This is a genomic window from Meridianimarinicoccus marinus, assembly GCF_040689105.1.
In the GTDB taxonomy this organism is placed as follows: domain Bacteria; phylum Pseudomonadota; class Alphaproteobacteria; order Rhodobacterales; family Rhodobacteraceae; genus Meridianimarinicoccus; species Meridianimarinicoccus marinus.
In genome coordinates this window covers 1-15,259 of record NZ_JBFBVU010000001.1, presented here as the reverse complement: position 1 = coordinate 15,259, position 15,259 = coordinate 1, and the positions used below count along the sequence as shown (strand labels likewise).

The 15,259-nt window shown below is 62.5% G+C and carries 13 protein-coding genes; 4 read left to right on the top strand and 9 right to left on the bottom strand.

The genetic code is table 11. From position 1 onward, the window contains the following. Positions 1-16 precede the first annotated feature (16 nt). The 3 genes from glmU to AB0T83_RS00055 all read left to right on the top strand — a co-directional run bounded on the left by glmU (position 17) and on the right by AB0T83_RS00055 (position 4,490). Positions 17-1,387 (top strand): bifunctional UDP-N-acetylglucosamine diphosphorylase/glucosamine-1-phosphate N-acetyltransferase GlmU, encoded by a 1,371-nt coding sequence (gene glmU / locus AB0T83_RS00065; RefSeq protein WP_366190484.1) that lies wholly within the window; start codon positions 17-19, stop codon positions 1,385-1,387. A 5-nt stretch (positions 1,388-1,392) separates the two neighbouring features. Further along, on the top strand, positions 1,393-3,216 hold the full coding sequence (gene glmS, locus AB0T83_RS00060) for a glutamine--fructose-6-phosphate transaminase (isomerizing) (RefSeq protein WP_366190483.1): 1,824 nt from the start codon (positions 1,393-1,395) through the stop codon (positions 3,214-3,216). Positions 3,217-3,356: 140 nt separating this feature from the next. Next, positions 3,357-4,490 carry a BamA/TamA family outer membrane protein gene (locus tag AB0T83_RS00055; RefSeq protein WP_366190481.1) on the top strand — a complete coding sequence of 378 codons (1,134 nt, stop codon included), beginning with the start codon at positions 3,357-3,359 and terminating at the stop codon, positions 4,488-4,490. Between the two features lie 175 nt (positions 4,491-4,665). On the opposite strand, the gene AB0T83_RS00050 is transcribed toward AB0T83_RS00055, so the two are convergent. The 7 genes from AB0T83_RS00050 to AB0T83_RS00020 form a co-directional block, all read right to left on the bottom strand. Further along, positions 4,666-6,153, bottom strand: a complete 1,488-nt coding sequence (locus tag AB0T83_RS00050; protein WP_366190479.1) for a mannitol dehydrogenase family protein — start codon at positions 6,151-6,153, stop codon at positions 4,666-4,668. Then, positions 6,141-6,914 (bottom strand): L-iditol 2-dehydrogenase, encoded by a 774-nt coding sequence (locus AB0T83_RS00045; protein ID WP_366190477.1) that lies wholly within the window; start codon positions 6,912-6,914, stop codon positions 6,141-6,143. The genes AB0T83_RS00050 and AB0T83_RS00045 overlap by 13 nt, the downstream gene beginning before the upstream one ends. Next, positions 6,911-7,915: an ABC transporter ATP-binding protein gene (locus AB0T83_RS00040; protein WP_366190475.1), complete on the bottom strand. Its 1,005-nt coding sequence runs from the start codon at positions 7,913-7,915 to the stop codon at positions 6,911-6,913. The genes AB0T83_RS00045 and AB0T83_RS00040 overlap by 4 nt, the downstream gene beginning before the upstream one ends. An 11-nt stretch (positions 7,916-7,926) precedes the next feature. Beyond that, positions 7,927-8,757: a carbohydrate ABC transporter permease gene (locus tag AB0T83_RS00035; protein ID WP_366190474.1), complete on the bottom strand. Its 831-nt coding sequence runs from the start codon at positions 8,755-8,757 to the stop codon at positions 7,927-7,929. 12 nt (positions 8,758-8,769) lie between these two features. Next, positions 8,770-9,636 (bottom strand): carbohydrate ABC transporter permease, encoded by an 867-nt coding sequence (locus tag AB0T83_RS00030; RefSeq protein ID WP_366190472.1) that lies wholly within the window; start codon positions 9,634-9,636, stop codon positions 8,770-8,772. 113 nt (positions 9,637-9,749) lie between these two features. Further along, the gene (locus AB0T83_RS00025) at positions 9,750-11,051 is read right to left on the bottom strand and encodes an ABC transporter substrate-binding protein (protein ID WP_366190470.1); all 1,302 of its coding nucleotides are present in this window, start codon (positions 11,049-11,051) and stop codon (positions 9,750-9,752) included. Positions 11,052-11,145: 94 nt separating this feature from the next. Next, positions 11,146-12,177 (bottom strand): LacI family DNA-binding transcriptional regulator, encoded by a 1,032-nt coding sequence (locus tag AB0T83_RS00020; protein ID WP_366190468.1) that lies wholly within the window; start codon positions 12,175-12,177, stop codon positions 11,146-11,148. Positions 12,178-12,553: 376 nt separating this feature from the next. Between AB0T83_RS00020 and AB0T83_RS00015 the strand changes: the two genes are divergently transcribed. Continuing rightward, on the top strand, positions 12,554-13,420 hold the full coding sequence (locus AB0T83_RS00015; protein ID WP_366190466.1) for an SMP-30/gluconolactonase/LRE family protein: 867 nt from the start codon (positions 12,554-12,556) through the stop codon (positions 13,418-13,420). Between the two features lie 315 nt (positions 13,421-13,735). On the opposite strand, the gene AB0T83_RS00010 is transcribed toward AB0T83_RS00015, so the two are convergent. Together AB0T83_RS00010 and AB0T83_RS00005 are read right to left on the bottom strand one after the other, a co-directional pair. Then, entirely contained in the window at positions 13,736-14,647 is a 912-nt protein-coding gene (locus AB0T83_RS00010; RefSeq protein ID WP_366190464.1) for a hypothetical protein, read from the bottom strand. A gap of 425 nt (positions 14,648-15,072) precedes the next feature. Next, the coding region (locus AB0T83_RS00005) for an integrase core domain-containing protein (RefSeq protein WP_366190462.1) at positions 15,073-15,259 on the bottom strand (187 nt) is incomplete at its 5' end.

The following is a 15,259-nucleotide window of genomic DNA, read 5'->3' as shown; positions in this document are numbered from 1 at the left end:
AGTTAACGAGCGCCCCATGACCCAGTCCTCCCATGCCTTCGTGATCCTCGCTGCGGGCAAAGGCTCCAGAATGCTGTCGGACCGGCCCAAGGTGTTGCACCAGGTGGGATCGCTGCCGTTGCTGGGCCACGCGCTGCGCAGCACCGCGCCGCTGAACCCGGCCCGCCTGATCGTTGTCGCCGGACACGGTGCCGAGGCGGTCGAAGAGGCAACTGCCCGTCTGGCCCCCGCCGCCCGGACCGTGCGCCAGACCGAACAGTTGGGCACCGCCCATGCGGTCGATCAGGCGCGCCCGCTGCTGGCGGATTTCGATGGCGATGTGACGGTGCTCTATGGCGACACGCCTTTCATCCGCACTGAAACGCTGGAACGGATGCGTGCGGCGCGGCAAAGCGGCGCCGACGTGGTGATCCTGGGCTTCGACACCCCCGATCCCGGCCGCTATGGCCGCCTGATCACCGAGGGCGACCGGGTGCGCCGCATCGTCGAATTCAAGGACGCCTCGCCCGAGGAACGCGCGGTGACCCTGTGCAATTCCGGCGTTGTCATGGCCCCTGCCGCCCTGCTGTTCGATCTGATCGCGCAGGTGGGCAACGACAATGCCTCGGGGGAATACTATCTGACCGACATCGTCGGGCTGGCCAACGACCGGGGCCTGACCTGCCGGGCGGTCACCTGCGATCCTGCCGAGACACTGGGCATCAACACCCGCGCCGAACTGGCCGGGGCCGAGGCTGTATTCCAGGCCGCGCGGCGGGCCGAAGTGATGGCCGCGGGCGCGACCCTGACCGCGCCCGAGACAGTATTCCTGTCGGCAGACACCGAGATCGGGCAGGACTGCGTGATCGAACCCCATGTGGTCTTCGGCCCCGGTGTGACGCTGGCGTCGGGCGTGACCATCCGGGCGTTTTCGCATCTGGAGGGCGCGACGGTGGCCTCGGGCGCCGTTGTCGGCCCCTATGCCCGGCTGCGTCCCGGCGCACATCTGGCCGAAGACGCGCGCGTCGGTAATTTCGTCGAGGTCAAGAATGCCGAGCTGGCACGCGGTGTGAAGGTCAACCACCTGTCCTATATCGGCGATGCCGAGATCGGGCCGGCCAGCAACATCGGCGCGGGCACCATCACCTGCAACTATGACGGTTTCCTGAAGCACAAGACCACCATCGGGTCCGGGGCTTTCATTGGCTCCAACACCATGCTGGTGGCGCCGGTCACCATCGGAGACGGCGCCAACACCGGGTCGGGGTCGGTCATCACTCGTGACGTGCCCGAGGGCGCTCTGGCCATCGCCCGCGCCCGGCAGGACAACAAACCCGGCCTTGCCACCCGTCTGCGCGACCTGTTGCGCCAGAAGAAAGCAGCCCTCACGGCTGCGAAACCGGAGTAAACATCATGTGCGGTATTGTCGGAGTTCTCGGACAGCATGAAGTCGCGCCGATCCTTGTCGAGGCCCTGAAACGGCTGGAATATCGCGGCTATGACAGCGCCGGGATCGCCACGGTGCGCACCGGAGGCACGCTGGACCGGCGCCGCGCCACTGGCAAGCTGATCGAATTGTCCGACCTGCTGGTGCATGATCCGCTGCCCGGCAAATCGGGCATCGGTCACACCCGCTGGGCCACCCATGGCGCGCCTACCGTCGGCAATGCCCATCCGCATCAGGCGGGCCCGGTGGCCGTGGTGCACAACGGCATCATCGAGAACTTTCGCGAGCTGCGCGTCGATCTGGCCCGCGACGGCTATGCCTTTTCCACCGACACCGACACCGAAACCATCGCCCTTGTTGTACAGCGGCTGCTGGACCAACAAGTGCCGCCGATCGAGGCCGCCAAGCGGGCCATCGCCGAACTGGAGGGCGCCTTTGCCCTGTGCCTGTTGTTCGCGGGCGAAGAGGATCTGCTGATCGCGGCGCGCCGGGGATCTCCGCTGGCACTGGGGCACGGGGATGGCGAGATGTTCGTCGGCTCGGACGCCATCGCGCTATCGCCGCTGACCAACCGGATCACCTATCTGGAAGAGGGCGATCTGGCAGTGATGACCCGGCAGGGGGCCGAGATCTTCGATCAGGACGGCGCGCCCGCCCATCGCGACACCCGCATCCTTCAACTGGACAGCACCTGGATCGAAAAGGGCGGCCACAAATACTATATGGCCAAGGAAATGTCCGAGCAGCCCTCGGTCATCGGCGACACCCTGCGGTTCTACATGGGCGACGGAGACGCGGGCATCACCCTGCCCGGCGAACTGGATTTCACGGACCTGGACCGGGTGACCATCGTGGCCTGCGGTACCGCCTACTATGCCGGGCTGACCGCGAAATACTGGTTCGAAAAACTGGCCCGCCTGCCCGTCGAGGTCGATATCGCGTCCGAGTTCCGCTATCGCGAGCCGCCGCTGCCGCAGAAGTCTCTGGCGATCTTCGTGTCGCAATCGGGCGAAACCGCCGACACGCTGGCGGCCCTGCGCTATGTCGCGGGCACCGGCGGCAAGATCGCCTCGGTGGTCAATGTGCCCGAAAGCTCCATTGCCCGCGAAAGCAACGTGGTGTTGCCGACCCAGGCCGGGGTCGAGATCGGCGTCGCATCGACCAAGGCCTTCACCTGCCAGTTGACCGTGCTGGCCCTGCTGGCGCTGAAAGCCGCGCAGCAACGCGGCACCCTGACAGACGAGGAATTGCGCCAGCACGCCGCCAACCTGCGCGCCCTGCCCGGTGCCATGAACCAGGCGCTGGCCCTGGCGCCCGAGATCGCGGCGCTGGCCAACGAACTGGCCGATGCCCGCGATGTGCTGTTTCTGGGCCGGGGGGTGATGTATCCCACCGCGCTGGAAGGCGCGCTGAAGCTGAAGGAAATCAGCTATATCCACGCCGAGGGCTATGCCAGCGGCGAGTTGAAACACGGCCCCATCGCCCTGATCGACCCCAATGTGCCGGTGGTGGTTCTGGCGCCGCGCGATGCGCTTTTCGAAAAGACCGTGTCGAACATGCAGGAGGTGATGGCGCGCCAGGGCAAGGTCATCCTGGTGTCCGACAGCGCCGGGCTGGACAGCGCCCGCGAGGGCGTCTGGAAGTGGATCCGCATGCCCGAGATCGATCCGGTATTCTCGCCCATCCTCTATGCGCTGCCGGTGCAGCAGCTGGCCTATCACACTGCCGTGGCCAAGGGCACCGACGTGGATCAGCCGCGCAACCTGGCCAAATCCGTCACCGTCGAATAGGCGCGTTTGTCGAAACTTTCAGATGGCTTGCCAAACTGGCGGGGTGACGCGGCGTGGCTGTGCGACTATTGTGCGGCTGACCTCGTGGCATGGCATGTTCGCCGCCAAGGGCCATGGGGCAGCGCGGGACCGGATGTGAGATGAAAAGACCATTTTCTCTGGTGTGCGCAACCGCACTGCTGGCCTTGCTGGCCGCCGTGCCGACCCTTGCACAAGACGCCCAGCAACCGACGCTCCCCGAACCCCCTGCCCCTTCGCCCGACACCGCGACGGCATCAAAGGACTATGGATTCGGTGCGGGCTCGATGCTGGTGGTGCCGATCCCGCTCAACAGCCCGACCTTTGGCACAGGGCTGATCCTTGGCGCGGGGTACGTGTTTCAGGAAGACGAAAAGTCGGACAATTCGTTCATCGGCGCCGGGGCCCTGGCCACGAACAACGGCAGCCGCGCGGGCGCCATCGGCGCCAGCCTGTCGCTGGATGAAAAGCGGCACAACGGCGTGCTGTACCTGGCTGCGGCCGATGTGACCTATGACCTGTACGTCGCCGGGGACCCGCTGGAGGTAAATCAGGACGGCGTCGCCTTGAACGCCGAGTACCGCTATGGCTTCACGCCGCAACTGTTGGCGGGTCTGGGCTTCCAGTATCTGGAAAGCCGCGTGAATGCGGTCGGCGACGCCACCCTGCCACCGGGCATCCAGGAGTTGACCGACATCACGCTGGCCTCGCTGGGGCTGGTGGCGCAATGGGACACCCGCAACGACAGCCTGTATCCGACAAAAGGCGGGCTGGCGGAGTTCAATTTCCTGACCAATCAGGTCTCCGGCGGCGCCAGTTTCAGTTATCTGAAAACTACGCTGGCGCTGGATCACTACTGGTCGCTTGGCCCGCAAACCGTTCTGGCCGCCAACGCCGCCGGTTGCCTTGTGGAAGACGAGGCGCCGTTCTTCGATTCCTGCCTTCTGGGCAGCCAGATCCGCGGGTTTTCGCTGTTCCAGTACTACGGCGACCAGATGGTCACGGCGCAGGCCGAGTTGCGCCAGAACTTCACCAAACGCTTCGGCGGGGTGGCCTTCGCAGGCGTCGGCGAAACCCTGAGTTCGCTTGAGTTCAGCCAAAAGACCCTGACCCGCGACAGTGGCCGGCGCTATGCCGGCGGTCTGGGGTTGCGTTTTCGCGTGTCGAAGGATTTCCCGGTGGATCTCTCGCTGGATGTCGCGATCAACGATCTGGACGAGAAGAACATCTATTTCTACGTCGGACAGGCATTCTGAGCCTTCAAGCGGCTTCCGTCCAGCCACCGGTCGCGATCAATGCGGCCTCAGGATCAATTCCTGGAACCGCGCACCGCGCATGCCGTAACTGCTGCTCATGTCTGACCCCGCTCACCCGCTTTAGGGTGAGCGGTCCGGTTTGCCCCTTGCGCCGAGGACACGGAATGCTTCGGGGCTAGTCTTTGCCGTCCGCGCAATAGGCTTTCAAAGCCGCTTCGCAGCCGTCGGACCAGATAAGGCGCAGCCAGCGGTCGAAGGCCTGTGCAAAGGGAAGCTGCGCGGCAAGGTCACCGTAGAGATGATGCTGGGTCAACCAGGCCTGCGGATGTTCTCTGGCGGCCCGCGCGGCCCGGACCAGATCCTCCCAGAAGGGATCGTTGGGCTCGATCACACTGCCATCTTCGCGCGTGCCGTAGCACATGCGCGCCCAGAGCGCTTCGACCAGGGCCAGACCTTCGATCGAGTTTTCGATGGCCAGCCCCTTGCGCACCAGGGGCAGCACGAAACCGGTGTGGCGCGACGAGCCGTCGAAGGCCACCCGCCGTGTCGTGTCGACGATGGCGGGGTTGCCGAAGCGGCGTTCGATCAGGTCCACATAGGCTTCGGGCGTCATGCCCGGAACCGGGGCCACATGGGGCGCGATTTCCTCGCGCTGAACCTTCCTGAAATAGGCCGCGATGGAAGGGTGCGACATGCAGCCCGAGATCGTCGGCACCGACAGGATCTCGCCGGGGTTGGCGATGATCTGGTGCCCGGCGTTCAGGATCCGCAGCTTCATGGTTTCATAGTCATGAACCTGGCTGGAGAACGTCGCCCCGGCCTGATCCCAATCGGGACGGCCCGCGCAGAAATCATCCTCAATCACCCATTGGCGGAAGTTCTCATGGGTCACCGGGACCGCATCGTCGATCCCGAAGCGATGCGCCTGGGCAATCTCTTTCTCGCCGGTGGCGGGAACGATGCAATCGACCATGGAGTTCGGGAAGGTGCAATTGGCGTCGATCCAATCGGCAAGCGCCGGATCGGACATGCGGGCCAGCGATACCACAGTCTGGCGCATGACGCGGCCATTGGCCAGCAGGTTGTCGCAGCTCAACCCGGTGAACGGACCGATGCCAGTGTCCCGCCGCTGGCGCAGGGCTTCGATCACGGCACCGAACGCGGTGTGCGGTGTCCGGGGATTTGCAGCATCATGCTGCATGTCCGGATGCGCACCGTCAAAGGCACTGGTGGCCGGATCGACGTAATAGCCGCCTTCTGTCACGGTCAGGGCGACGATCCGGATCGCTGGGTCGACCATGCGGGCGATCAGCGGCGCGTTGCCTTCGCTGATCGGCAGGTAATCGATCATCGAGCCGATCACCTCGGCCGACGACCCCGAAGGATCCAGTTCGATCAAGGTGGTCAGGCAATCCTGCGCGAGAAACTTCTCGCGCATCACGGCATCATAGGGACGCACCCCGGCGCCGACGATGGCCCAGTCCAGGGCGGCGCCCGCCTGCATCAGCCGATGCAGGTACCAGGCCTGATGCGCCCGATGAAAGTTGCCAACGCCGATGTGCACGATGCCCGCCGTCAGTTTTTTGCGGTCATATTGCGGGCGCAAGATCGCGGCCGGCAGCCGGGACAGCGTTTCATTCGAGAGTTTGATCAGCTCATCCATTGTCCACCATCCACGTTGTAGCATTGCGATACGATGTAGTCGGACTCGTCGCTGGCCAGGAAAATCGCCATTCCCGTCAGATCGTCAGCAGTGCCCATGCGCCCGAAGGGAACCGCGTCTCCGACTTCTTTCTTCTTCTGTCCCGGCGCCTTGTTTTCGTGTTTGACGAAAAACGCGTCCACCCCGTCCCAGTGTTCGCCATCGACAACGCCGGGCGCGATGGCATTGACGTTGATACCGTGGCGGATCAGGTTCAGCCCGGCCGATTGGGTCAGGCTGATGATCGCCGCCTTGCTGGCGCAATAGACCGCAACCAGCGGCTCGCCCCGGCGCCCGGCCTGGCTGGCCATGTTGATGATCTTGCCGCCTTTTCCGCGGTCGATCATGTGGCGTGCCACGGCCTGCAAGGTGAACAGCGCGCCAGAGACGTTGATGTCGAACACGCGCGCATAGTCCTCGCGGGTGATGTCGACTATCGGCGCTGCTGTGAAGATCGCCGCGTTGTTGATCAACACGTCAATACTGCCCAGCGTGTCGATGGTTGCAGCCACCGCGGCATCGATGCTGTCTTGTCGGGTCACGTCCATTTCGACCGCGATGGCTGCCGGGCCGATCTCCTCCGCCGCCGTGCGTGCACGGTCAATGTCGATATCGGCAATGGCGACCCTGGCGCCCTCGCGGACATAGGCCTTGGCGAAAGCCAGACCTATGCCGCGGGCGGCGCCAGTGATCAGCGCGTTTTTTCCCCCGAGCCGTGTCACGGCAACCGCAGCCCATTCTCGTCGAACTTGTGCAGTTGCTCCATGTCGGGCGTCAGGAAGATGGTGTCGCCGTGCCGGACCGGAATATCGCCGGTGATCCGGACCGTGAACAGATCGCCCAACCCGGTCTCGTGGACGTGGATATAGGTGTCCGAGCCGAGGTGTTCGGCCACACCGACGGTGCCCTTCCAGGTGCCTTCGGTCTTGCTGACCTGAACATGCTCGGGACGGATGCCGATGGTGTGCACGCCGTGCTTCTGTGCCTCCGGCCCCTCGATGAGGTTCATCTTGGGCGAGCCGATGAAGCCTGCAACGAAGGTGTTGCGCGGCTTGTGGTACAGCTCCAGCGGGCTGCCGACCTGCTCGATGAACCCGGCACGCAGCACCACGATCTTGTCGGCCATGGTCATGGCTTCCACCTGGTCGTGGGTCACATAGATCATCGTCGCTTTCAGACGCTCGTGCATCTCGCTGATTTCCAGCCGCATACCGACCCGCAGGGCCGCATCGAGGTTGGACAGCGGTTCGTCGAACAGGAAGGCCGAAGGTTCGCGCACGATGGCCCGGCCGATGGCGACCCGCTGACGCTGACCGCCCGAAAGCTGTCCCGGACGCCGGTCCAGATAGTCGGTCAGGTTGAGCGCCTTGGCGGCCGCCTCGATCCGGCGTTTCTGTTCGTCCTCGGGCATCTTCGCCATCCGCATCGGGAAGGCGATGTTCTTGCGCACGCTCATGTGCGGATACAGCGCGTAGGATTGGAAGACCATTGCCAGGCCGCGCTTGGCGGGTGGCAGGTTGGTGGCGTCCGCACCGTCGATCGCGATGTGGCCCGAGGTGATGTCCTCCAGCCCCGCGATCAGCCGCAGCAGGGTGGACTTGCCGCAGCCCGAAGGCCCGACGAAGACCGTGAACTCGCCGTCTTCGATGGTCAGGTCAAGGGGCGGGATGACCTGTACGTCGCCGAAGCTCTTGGTCACCTGGTTCAGTTGAATTTGTCCCATTGGTCAGTTCCTTACTTGACGGCGCCGAAGGTCAGGCCGCTGACGAGTTGTTTCTGGCTGAACCAGCCGAGGATGAGGATCGGCGCGATGGCCATGGTCGAGGCCGCGCTGAGTTTTGCGAAGAACAGGCCTTCCGGGCTGGAATAGCTGGCGATGAAGGCTGTCAGCGGCGCTGCTTTTGCCGCGGTCAGGTTCAGCGTCCAGAAGGCTTCGTTCCAGGCCAGGATGAAGTTCAGCAGCATGGTCGAGGCGATGCCGGGAATGGCCATCGGTGTCAGGATGAACAGGATCTCATCCTTCAGACCGGCCCCGTCCATGCGCCCGGCTTCCAGGATCTCGCCGGGGATCTCCTTGAAGTAGGTGTAGAGCATCCAGACGATGATCGGCAGGTTCATCAGCATCAGCACGATGATCAGACCGGTCCGGGTGTCCAGCAGCCCCATCTTGATGAAGATGAGGTAGATCGGGTACAGCACGCCGACTGCCGGAAGCATCTTGGTCGAGAGCATCCACAGCAAGATGTCCTTGGTCTTGCGCGACGGCACGAAGGCCATCGACCAGGCCGCCGGGACGGCGACGATCAGACCGAGGACGGTTGAGCCGCCCGCGATGATGATCGAGTTCCACAGGAAGCGCGCGTAGTTGGAGCGCTCCATCACCACCCCGTAGTTCTCAAGGGTCCAGTCGAAGGCGAGGAAGACGGGCGGATCCGCAATGGCCGTGGCTTCGGTCTTGAAGCTGGTCAGGATCGTCCAGAGGATCGGGAAGAAGATCAGCAGGCCCACGGCCCAGGCGGCGGTGGTATTGATGAGCTTTCGTTGTTGGGTAACGGCACGTGCCATGATGTTATCTCCTCACGTGTCCAGGTTCTTGCCGACGATGCGCATCAGGAAGATGGCAACGATGTTGGCCAGAATGATTGCATAGACACCCCCTGCGGATCCGAGCCCGACGTTCTGGCTTTCCAGCACGCGCTGGAAGATCAGGTAGGTCAGCGTCCGGGAGCCGAAGGCACCGCCGGTGGTCACGAAGATCTCGGCGAAGATCGACAGCAGGAAGATCGTTTCGATCAGGATCACGATGGTGATGGCCCGGCCAAGGTGCGGCAGCACGATATAGTAGAAGCGCTTGAGAACCGGGGCCCCGTCCATTTCGGAGGCTTCGAGCTGTTCGCCGTCGAGCGACTGGATCGCCGTCAGAAGGATCAGGGTCGCAAAGGGCAGCCACTGCCAACTGACAATGGTGATGATCGAGAACAGGGAAGCGTCACTTAGCCAGACGACAGGCTCGGCACCAAAGAACTTCCACAGATGCGCGAACAGACCGTTGACCGGATCCATGAACATGTTCTTCCAGACCAGCGCGGATACGGTGGGCATCACGAAGAAAGGCGCGATGACAAGGATGCGCACGACACCCTGGCCCCACATGGGCTGGTTCAGCAGAATTCCCAGCAGCACACCGAAAACCACGGTGATCAGCAGGGTGCCGCCGACGATGATGAGGGTTGCCTGGACACTGGGCCAGAAGGCTGACGAGGTCACGAACCGGACGTAGTTGTCGAATCCGGCCCAACCAAGGTCGCCTCCGCGTAGTGGCAGGTAGTTTTTGAAGGAAAAATAGAGCGTCATGATGAGGGGGACGAGCATCCATCCAAGAAGAAGGACGACGGCTGGTGCCAACATCATGCGCGCTGCGGATCGGGAGTGCTGGGTCGCCATGACGCAAAACCTCTCTACTCACGCAAGGTGCATGTTGAACGCGGATGAAAACTGGGACGGGTACAAGGGGTTGAGGGGCGGACAGGCCGCCCCCCGATCTTGTCCGAAGCGCCTTAGTAGCCTGCGGCTTCCAGCTCTTCGGTTGCGATGGCCTGTGCCTTCTCAAGGGCTTCTTCGGCGGTCTGCTGACCGGCGAGGGCTGCCGAGAATTCCTGGCCGATCTGACCTGCCAGACCTGCCCATTCCGGGATGGCGGCAAACTGCACACCAACATAGGGAACCGGGTCGATGGTCGGGTTGTTCGGGTCAGCCGTCAGGATCGATTCCAGGGTCATCTTGGCAAAGGGGACTTCCTGGTACTCGGGGGTCTCGTACAGCGAGGCGCGGGTGCCCGGAGGCACGTTTGCCCAACCTTCGTTCTCGGCCACCAGTGCCAGGTAGTCTTTCGAGGTCGACCATTCGATGAACGCCATCGCGGCCTCTTCGTTCTGGGTGCCGGCCGGAATGGCAAGCGCCCAGGCCCAGAGCCAGTTGGAGTTCTTGCCCATGCCGGCGTTCGGTGCCAGCGCGAAGCCCACCTTGTCGGCCACGGTCGAATCGTCAGGATTGGTCACGAAGGACGCCGCAACTGTGGCGTCGATCCACATGCCGCATTTGCCCTGCTGGAACAGCGACAGGTTTTCGTTGAACCCGTTGGACGAAGCGCCCGGAGGGCCCGCTTCGGTCATCAGGTCGATGTAGAAGTTGAGCGTGTTGGACCATGCTTCGCTGTCGTACTGGGGACGCCAGTCCTCGTCGACGAAGCGAGCGCCGAAGGCGTTCGACATCGCGGTGAGGAACGCCATGTTCTCGCCCCAGCCGGCCTTGCCGCGCATGCAGACGCCGTAGATCTCGTTGTCCTTGTCAGTCATGGCCAGCGCGGCTTCCCGGATGAAGTCCCAGGTCGGTGCGTCCGGCATTTCCAGACCCGCTTTTTCCATCAGGTCGGTGCGGTACATGATCATCGAGCTTTCGCCATAGAACGGCGCGGCGTAAAGCGTGCCGTCGTGGCTCAGGCCGTTGGCCATGGCCGGCAGGATGTCGTCGGCGTCATATGCGTCCGACAGCCCGTCCAGCGCGACCAGCCAGCCATTGGCGGCCCAGATCGGCGTTTCGTACATGCCGATGGTCATGATGTCGAACTGACCACCCTTGGTGGCGATGTCCTGGGTAACACGGGTACGCAGCGTGTTTTCGTCCAGGGTCACCCATTCGACCTCGTGGCCGGTTTTCGCGGTGAAGTCGTCGGTCAGACCCTGCATGCGGATCATGTCGCCGTTGTTGACCGTGGCGATGGTGATTGTGTCAGCGATTGCGCCGCTTGCCATGATGGCGGCGACGGCGGTTGCCGTGCCAAGTTTACCCTTGGAATACATCGTGTCCTCCCTTGATCGGATGCAAGGTCAACCTAAGTCGAATCGCGCCGCCGGGTCAAACAAAAACTTTACGCGCGGAAACTTTTTTGGCGAGTCACGCGGAATCCCGCATGACCAGCTTGCCCTCCACCAGGATCGACCGGCGGTCTCCGGCGTCTCCTCCGCCCTCGATCCGCTCAAGCAGCGCCGCGACGCTTTTCCTCGAAATTGCCTTATAGTCCTGGGATACCGTGGTGAGCGGCGGGCAGGTGTAGCGCGCGAACGGATGGTCGTCGTGACCTGCGATTCTCAGGGCGTGCCCGGACCCGCGACCAACGCGCAGCCCGCGCTGGTAGGCCGCCGCGAGCAGGCCGATGGCAAGGCGATCGTTGCTGCACAGGATGGTGTTCGTCGAAAACAGCCCTTCGGCAATGGCCCGCCCCCCTTCGCGGCACCCGATCGCCTCGAAGTCCCATCCCACACCGGCCGCCTTGACCACATTCACAGGATGGCCGTGGCTTTCCATGGCCTTGATGTAGGCCGCGCGGCGCTTGTTCGAGTTGGGATTGGACGGGGTCGCCATCTCGAACAGACAGGGCGGCTCCCCCGTGCGGCACAGGTATTCCACGATCAACGCAATGCTCTGGTCGTTGTTGGATCCGACGAAATCTTCCCCAATTTCATCGATATAGCTGTCAAACAGAACCGTGGGAACTTCCTTGCAGAAGCTTTCGACAACGGACCGGGTCGACGATCGCCCCAACGGAGCCAGCAACACACCCGCAGGCCTGAGCCCGCGCAGGTTGTCCAGGATATCCGCTTCGTAGGACGCATCGCCGTGGGAACTGAACAGGATGGGCGACAGGCCGGCGGCGATGCAGGATTGTTCGACATTCCGCGCAATCTCGCCGAAGAACGGGTCAGCCAGATAGGGCACGACAATGCCCACGATCTTTGTCAGCCGCCGGTTCTGATTCACCGCAAACACGTTCGGGCGGTAGTCGTACTGATCCAGCGCTGCCTCGATCCGCGCCCGTGTCGTCACCCGGACGCTGTCGGGATCGTTGAAGTATTTCGACACCGTGGGCCTGGAGATCCCGCTTACCGCGGCAAACTCCTCCATGTTCTTGATCTTGCGACCACTCACCGGACTCCCCCTCGACCTACGCTCGCAGGAACAATGCCCATCGCACGATGGGCCTGGCAGTATACAAGCCACATAAACTTATCTCGCGCAAACTATCATACGACACTAGGTTCGCCCAAGCACCTTGGTCAAGGCTTTCGCACAAAAGGTCAAGCCATGCCCCTACCCTCCTCAAAAGCTTGAGAAATTTAAGCGGCATGGCGCGCACGATCCGCGCGTCGCGGCGCGTTTGACGCAAGATTTTACAGAATTCCACAACCAGAGCGCCCGATGATTGCTCTGGATTGAACAGATCTGGCGAAAAGAACGGGAAAGATTTGACCTGCCAGGATTTGGGGCGGCTAATGAATTCCATCGATATTCAGGGAGAAGCTAAATGCAAAGATTTTCAACATCGGTCGTTGCGGCGACAGGCATCCTGATCGGGTCCATGGCATCGGCGCAGGAGCTTGTCTGGACCGTGGAGGGATTGGATGCGCCCGAAAGCGCCTTTTACGATGACGCCCGGGATGTGCTCTACGTGTCGAATATCGCGGGCGGCGCGACCGAAAAGAACGGCAAGGGCTATATTTCGCGGATCAGCCCCGAGGGCGAGGTTCTGGACGCGCAGTGGGTCACCGGGCTGGATGCGCCCAAGGGGCTGGTGAGCGATGGCAGCACGCTTTGGGTCAGCGACATCGATCGCCTGGTGGCCATCGACATCGAATCTTCGCAGGTCTCGGGAACCTGGGCCGCGGCTGACGCGCAGTTTCTGAACGACACCGCGGTCGCCGAGAACGGCAATGTCTACGTCTCTGACATGATCGGTCAGAAGATCTATGTTCTGGCCGATGGTGAAATGAGTGTCCTGGCCGAAGGCGACGTGCTGCAGAACCCCAACGGACTCAACATGCATGACGGAAAGCTTCTTGTCGCCGCCTGGGGACAAGGGCTGCAGAACGACTTCACGACCGAGATTGGCGGGCATCTGTTGACCGTCGATCTTGATACAGGTGCCGTGGAAACCCTTGGCTCCGGCGCGCCGATCGGCAACCTCGACGGGCTGGAACCGGACGGCAAAGGCAACTGGATCGTATCGGACTGGATCGCGGGATCGGTCCTGCGGGTAGGCGTGGATGGCAGTTCCGAGCAGATTATAGATCTCGACGGCGGCAGCGCCGATCTGGAGTTTATCCCTGATCGCGCGCTTCTGGTGGTGCCGATGATGCTGAGCAACACCCTGCTGGCGTATCGCGTGGAATAAGACGGCTGGAAGGCGCCTCGCCACCGCGCCGAATGGTGGCGAGGTGCCCCACACTCACGGGCCCGACCGTGTCATCTGACGGGGTGGCGACGCAATGGTGGTACGGAAACCCCGTCGAAGATGTTGACATAAGTGACGACGATGGGCCCGGCAGGGTCGGCAGGTGCCCCCGCGACCGAGACCGCGAGGACAAAGGCAGAGGCAATCAGGGTGTTGCGAACCATGTTACGTCGCGCCGTGCTTCTCTTTCAGATCAAGTCAATCTTAAGGAACATCCGAGGTTCACGGTGGCGCTGATTCAATGGGTTGGCAGCGTCAAAAGTTAAGCACCTTGAAGCCAACCTGAACAGACCAGTCCGCCGGGGCGTCGCCGCCGAAAAGCACCCCGGGCTTGATGAAGATCTGGCTGTCCCCGCCCAGGAAGCGCCCCGTCAACATGCCCGCGGTCACCTGCAGGCTCCCGAATGTGTCATCAGTCTCCCAATTGTGGATCACGGCGGGGTCGAAGGTGAGGTAGTACTTCGGGTTCGCCAGCTTCGGGACATAATAGAAGTCGACTGTCGTGACATTGAGGTTGTCGCCGTTGTCGTTGCCACCTTCCAGGCCGAAGGTTTGGACCCATGCCGGGGCGAAAATCGCGCCGTTGTTCAGAAACCAGGCGTAGAAGACTGAGGTTTCCATGGCGTACTGCCCGTAACCGGCGAAATCGGTCGTGGCGGTGTCGAGAAAGAATTCAAGCGTGTACGCCGCGCCATTGCGCTCGGTGAGGTAGAAGACATCGATATAGGTCAGGCTGATGTCGCCCAGAGCGAATTCGGCCCCGATGTCGGGGTTCTCGGCATAGGCCTTGGCAGCATCGCCCAGCCTCGGACGTGAATTGAACTCACTGTCGGACCAGGGGAATGTGAACCTGAGCGCCTTGCTCCCATCGCCGATTGGCTGCGTATAGAAGAACTCGAACAACCCGGTGTCCAGATTCGGGTTGATCTTGTTGAACTGGTACTGGATGCCCGCCTGCGTCGTCAGAAGCGTGGGGTTGGTGCCGTTGTTGATCTCCTCGAAATCCTGCTGGACCTGTGGCAGGTTCGACCCGTCCTGAGCGCGTGATGGTGGCGCGACGCAGAGCAGCGCCAGGCCAAGCGCCATGGCAAGCCAAAAGCTGCCCATCTCGTGCGACCGCCGCGCTGGTGGTTCCGCAATGCTCGGGTTGTGGTGAATCATCTCCATTCTAACCTCTCACTCGTGCCGTCCTTGTGCCATCAACGTACCCGCCCCACACGCGCTCAGCAATGATAGTGCAACTTGCGTTCGGAACATGTTGCAAACCGCCCCGGGTCTACCGGAGGGAAAGACTCTCAAAAGATGCGCCTCATGACAGACGAGACACACACGCCGAGCTACACGGCCGAGTTCCGCGCACGCGGCGTTCGGCTTTTCCGCGAATATCGTTCGGGTTAGCGCAGCGACAGTGCTGCCTGCCGGGCAATTGCCACGAAGCCGGTCTGTTCGTCTTTCAGCCTGCGGGACCGGTGTCGGTGCGCCGCGCGTGCTGCAGGCGTGTTGTCCGGACCGACGAGCGAGGAGAAGGCCCGGTGACCTGAGCCCCGACTTTCCTCCAGCTTTCGGGAGGATCCGTCGGTTGATTGCTGGCTTCATGCGGCCTTGGTTTCCAGTCTCGATTTCATTGCAATCGCCTTCGGCGTGAGGTTGCCGAGGGATGCGTGAGGTCTGTTGCGGTCGTCGTCCTCTTTCCATGCGCCGATCTTCTCGCGGGCTTCGGCCAGCGTTGAGAACAGGGTTTCGTTGAGATGGCATGGTCGGGGCTCAGTCCCCGGGAGC

Excerpts from the sequence above, each read along its gene's own strand:
- AB0T83_RS00010 (WP_366190464.1), bottom strand. The coding sequence starts at position 14,647 with ATGGAGATGATTCACCACAACCCGAGCATTGCGGAACCACCAGCGCGG.
- AB0T83_RS00025 (WP_366190470.1), bottom strand. The coding sequence starts at position 11,051 with ATGTATTCCAAGGGTAAACTTGGCACGGCAACCGCCGTCGCCGCCATC.
- glmU (WP_366190484.1), top strand. The coding sequence starts at position 17 with ATGACCCAGTCCTCCCATGCCTTCGTGATCCTCGCTGCGGGCAAAGGC.
- AB0T83_RS00040 (WP_366190475.1), bottom strand. The coding sequence starts at position 7,915 with ATGGGACAAATTCAACTGAACCAGGTGACCAAGAGCTTCGGCGACGTA.
- glmS (WP_366190483.1), top strand. The coding sequence starts at position 1,393 with ATGTGCGGTATTGTCGGAGTTCTCGGACAGCATGAAGTCGCGCCGATC.
- AB0T83_RS00035 (WP_366190474.1), bottom strand. The coding sequence starts at position 8,757 with ATGGCACGTGCCGTTACCCAACAACGAAAGCTCATCAATACCACCGCC.
- AB0T83_RS00030 (WP_366190472.1), bottom strand. The coding sequence starts at position 9,636 with ATGGCGACCCAGCACTCCCGATCCGCAGCGCGCATGATGTTGGCACCA.
- AB0T83_RS00055 (WP_366190481.1), top strand. The coding sequence starts at position 3,357 with ATGAAAAGACCATTTTCTCTGGTGTGCGCAACCGCACTGCTGGCCTTG.
- AB0T83_RS00015 (WP_366190466.1), top strand. The coding sequence starts at position 12,554 with ATGCAAAGATTTTCAACATCGGTCGTTGCGGCGACAGGCATCCTGATC.
- AB0T83_RS00050 (WP_366190479.1), bottom strand. The coding sequence starts at position 6,153 with ATGGATGAGCTGATCAAACTCTCGAATGAAACGCTGTCCCGGCTGCCG.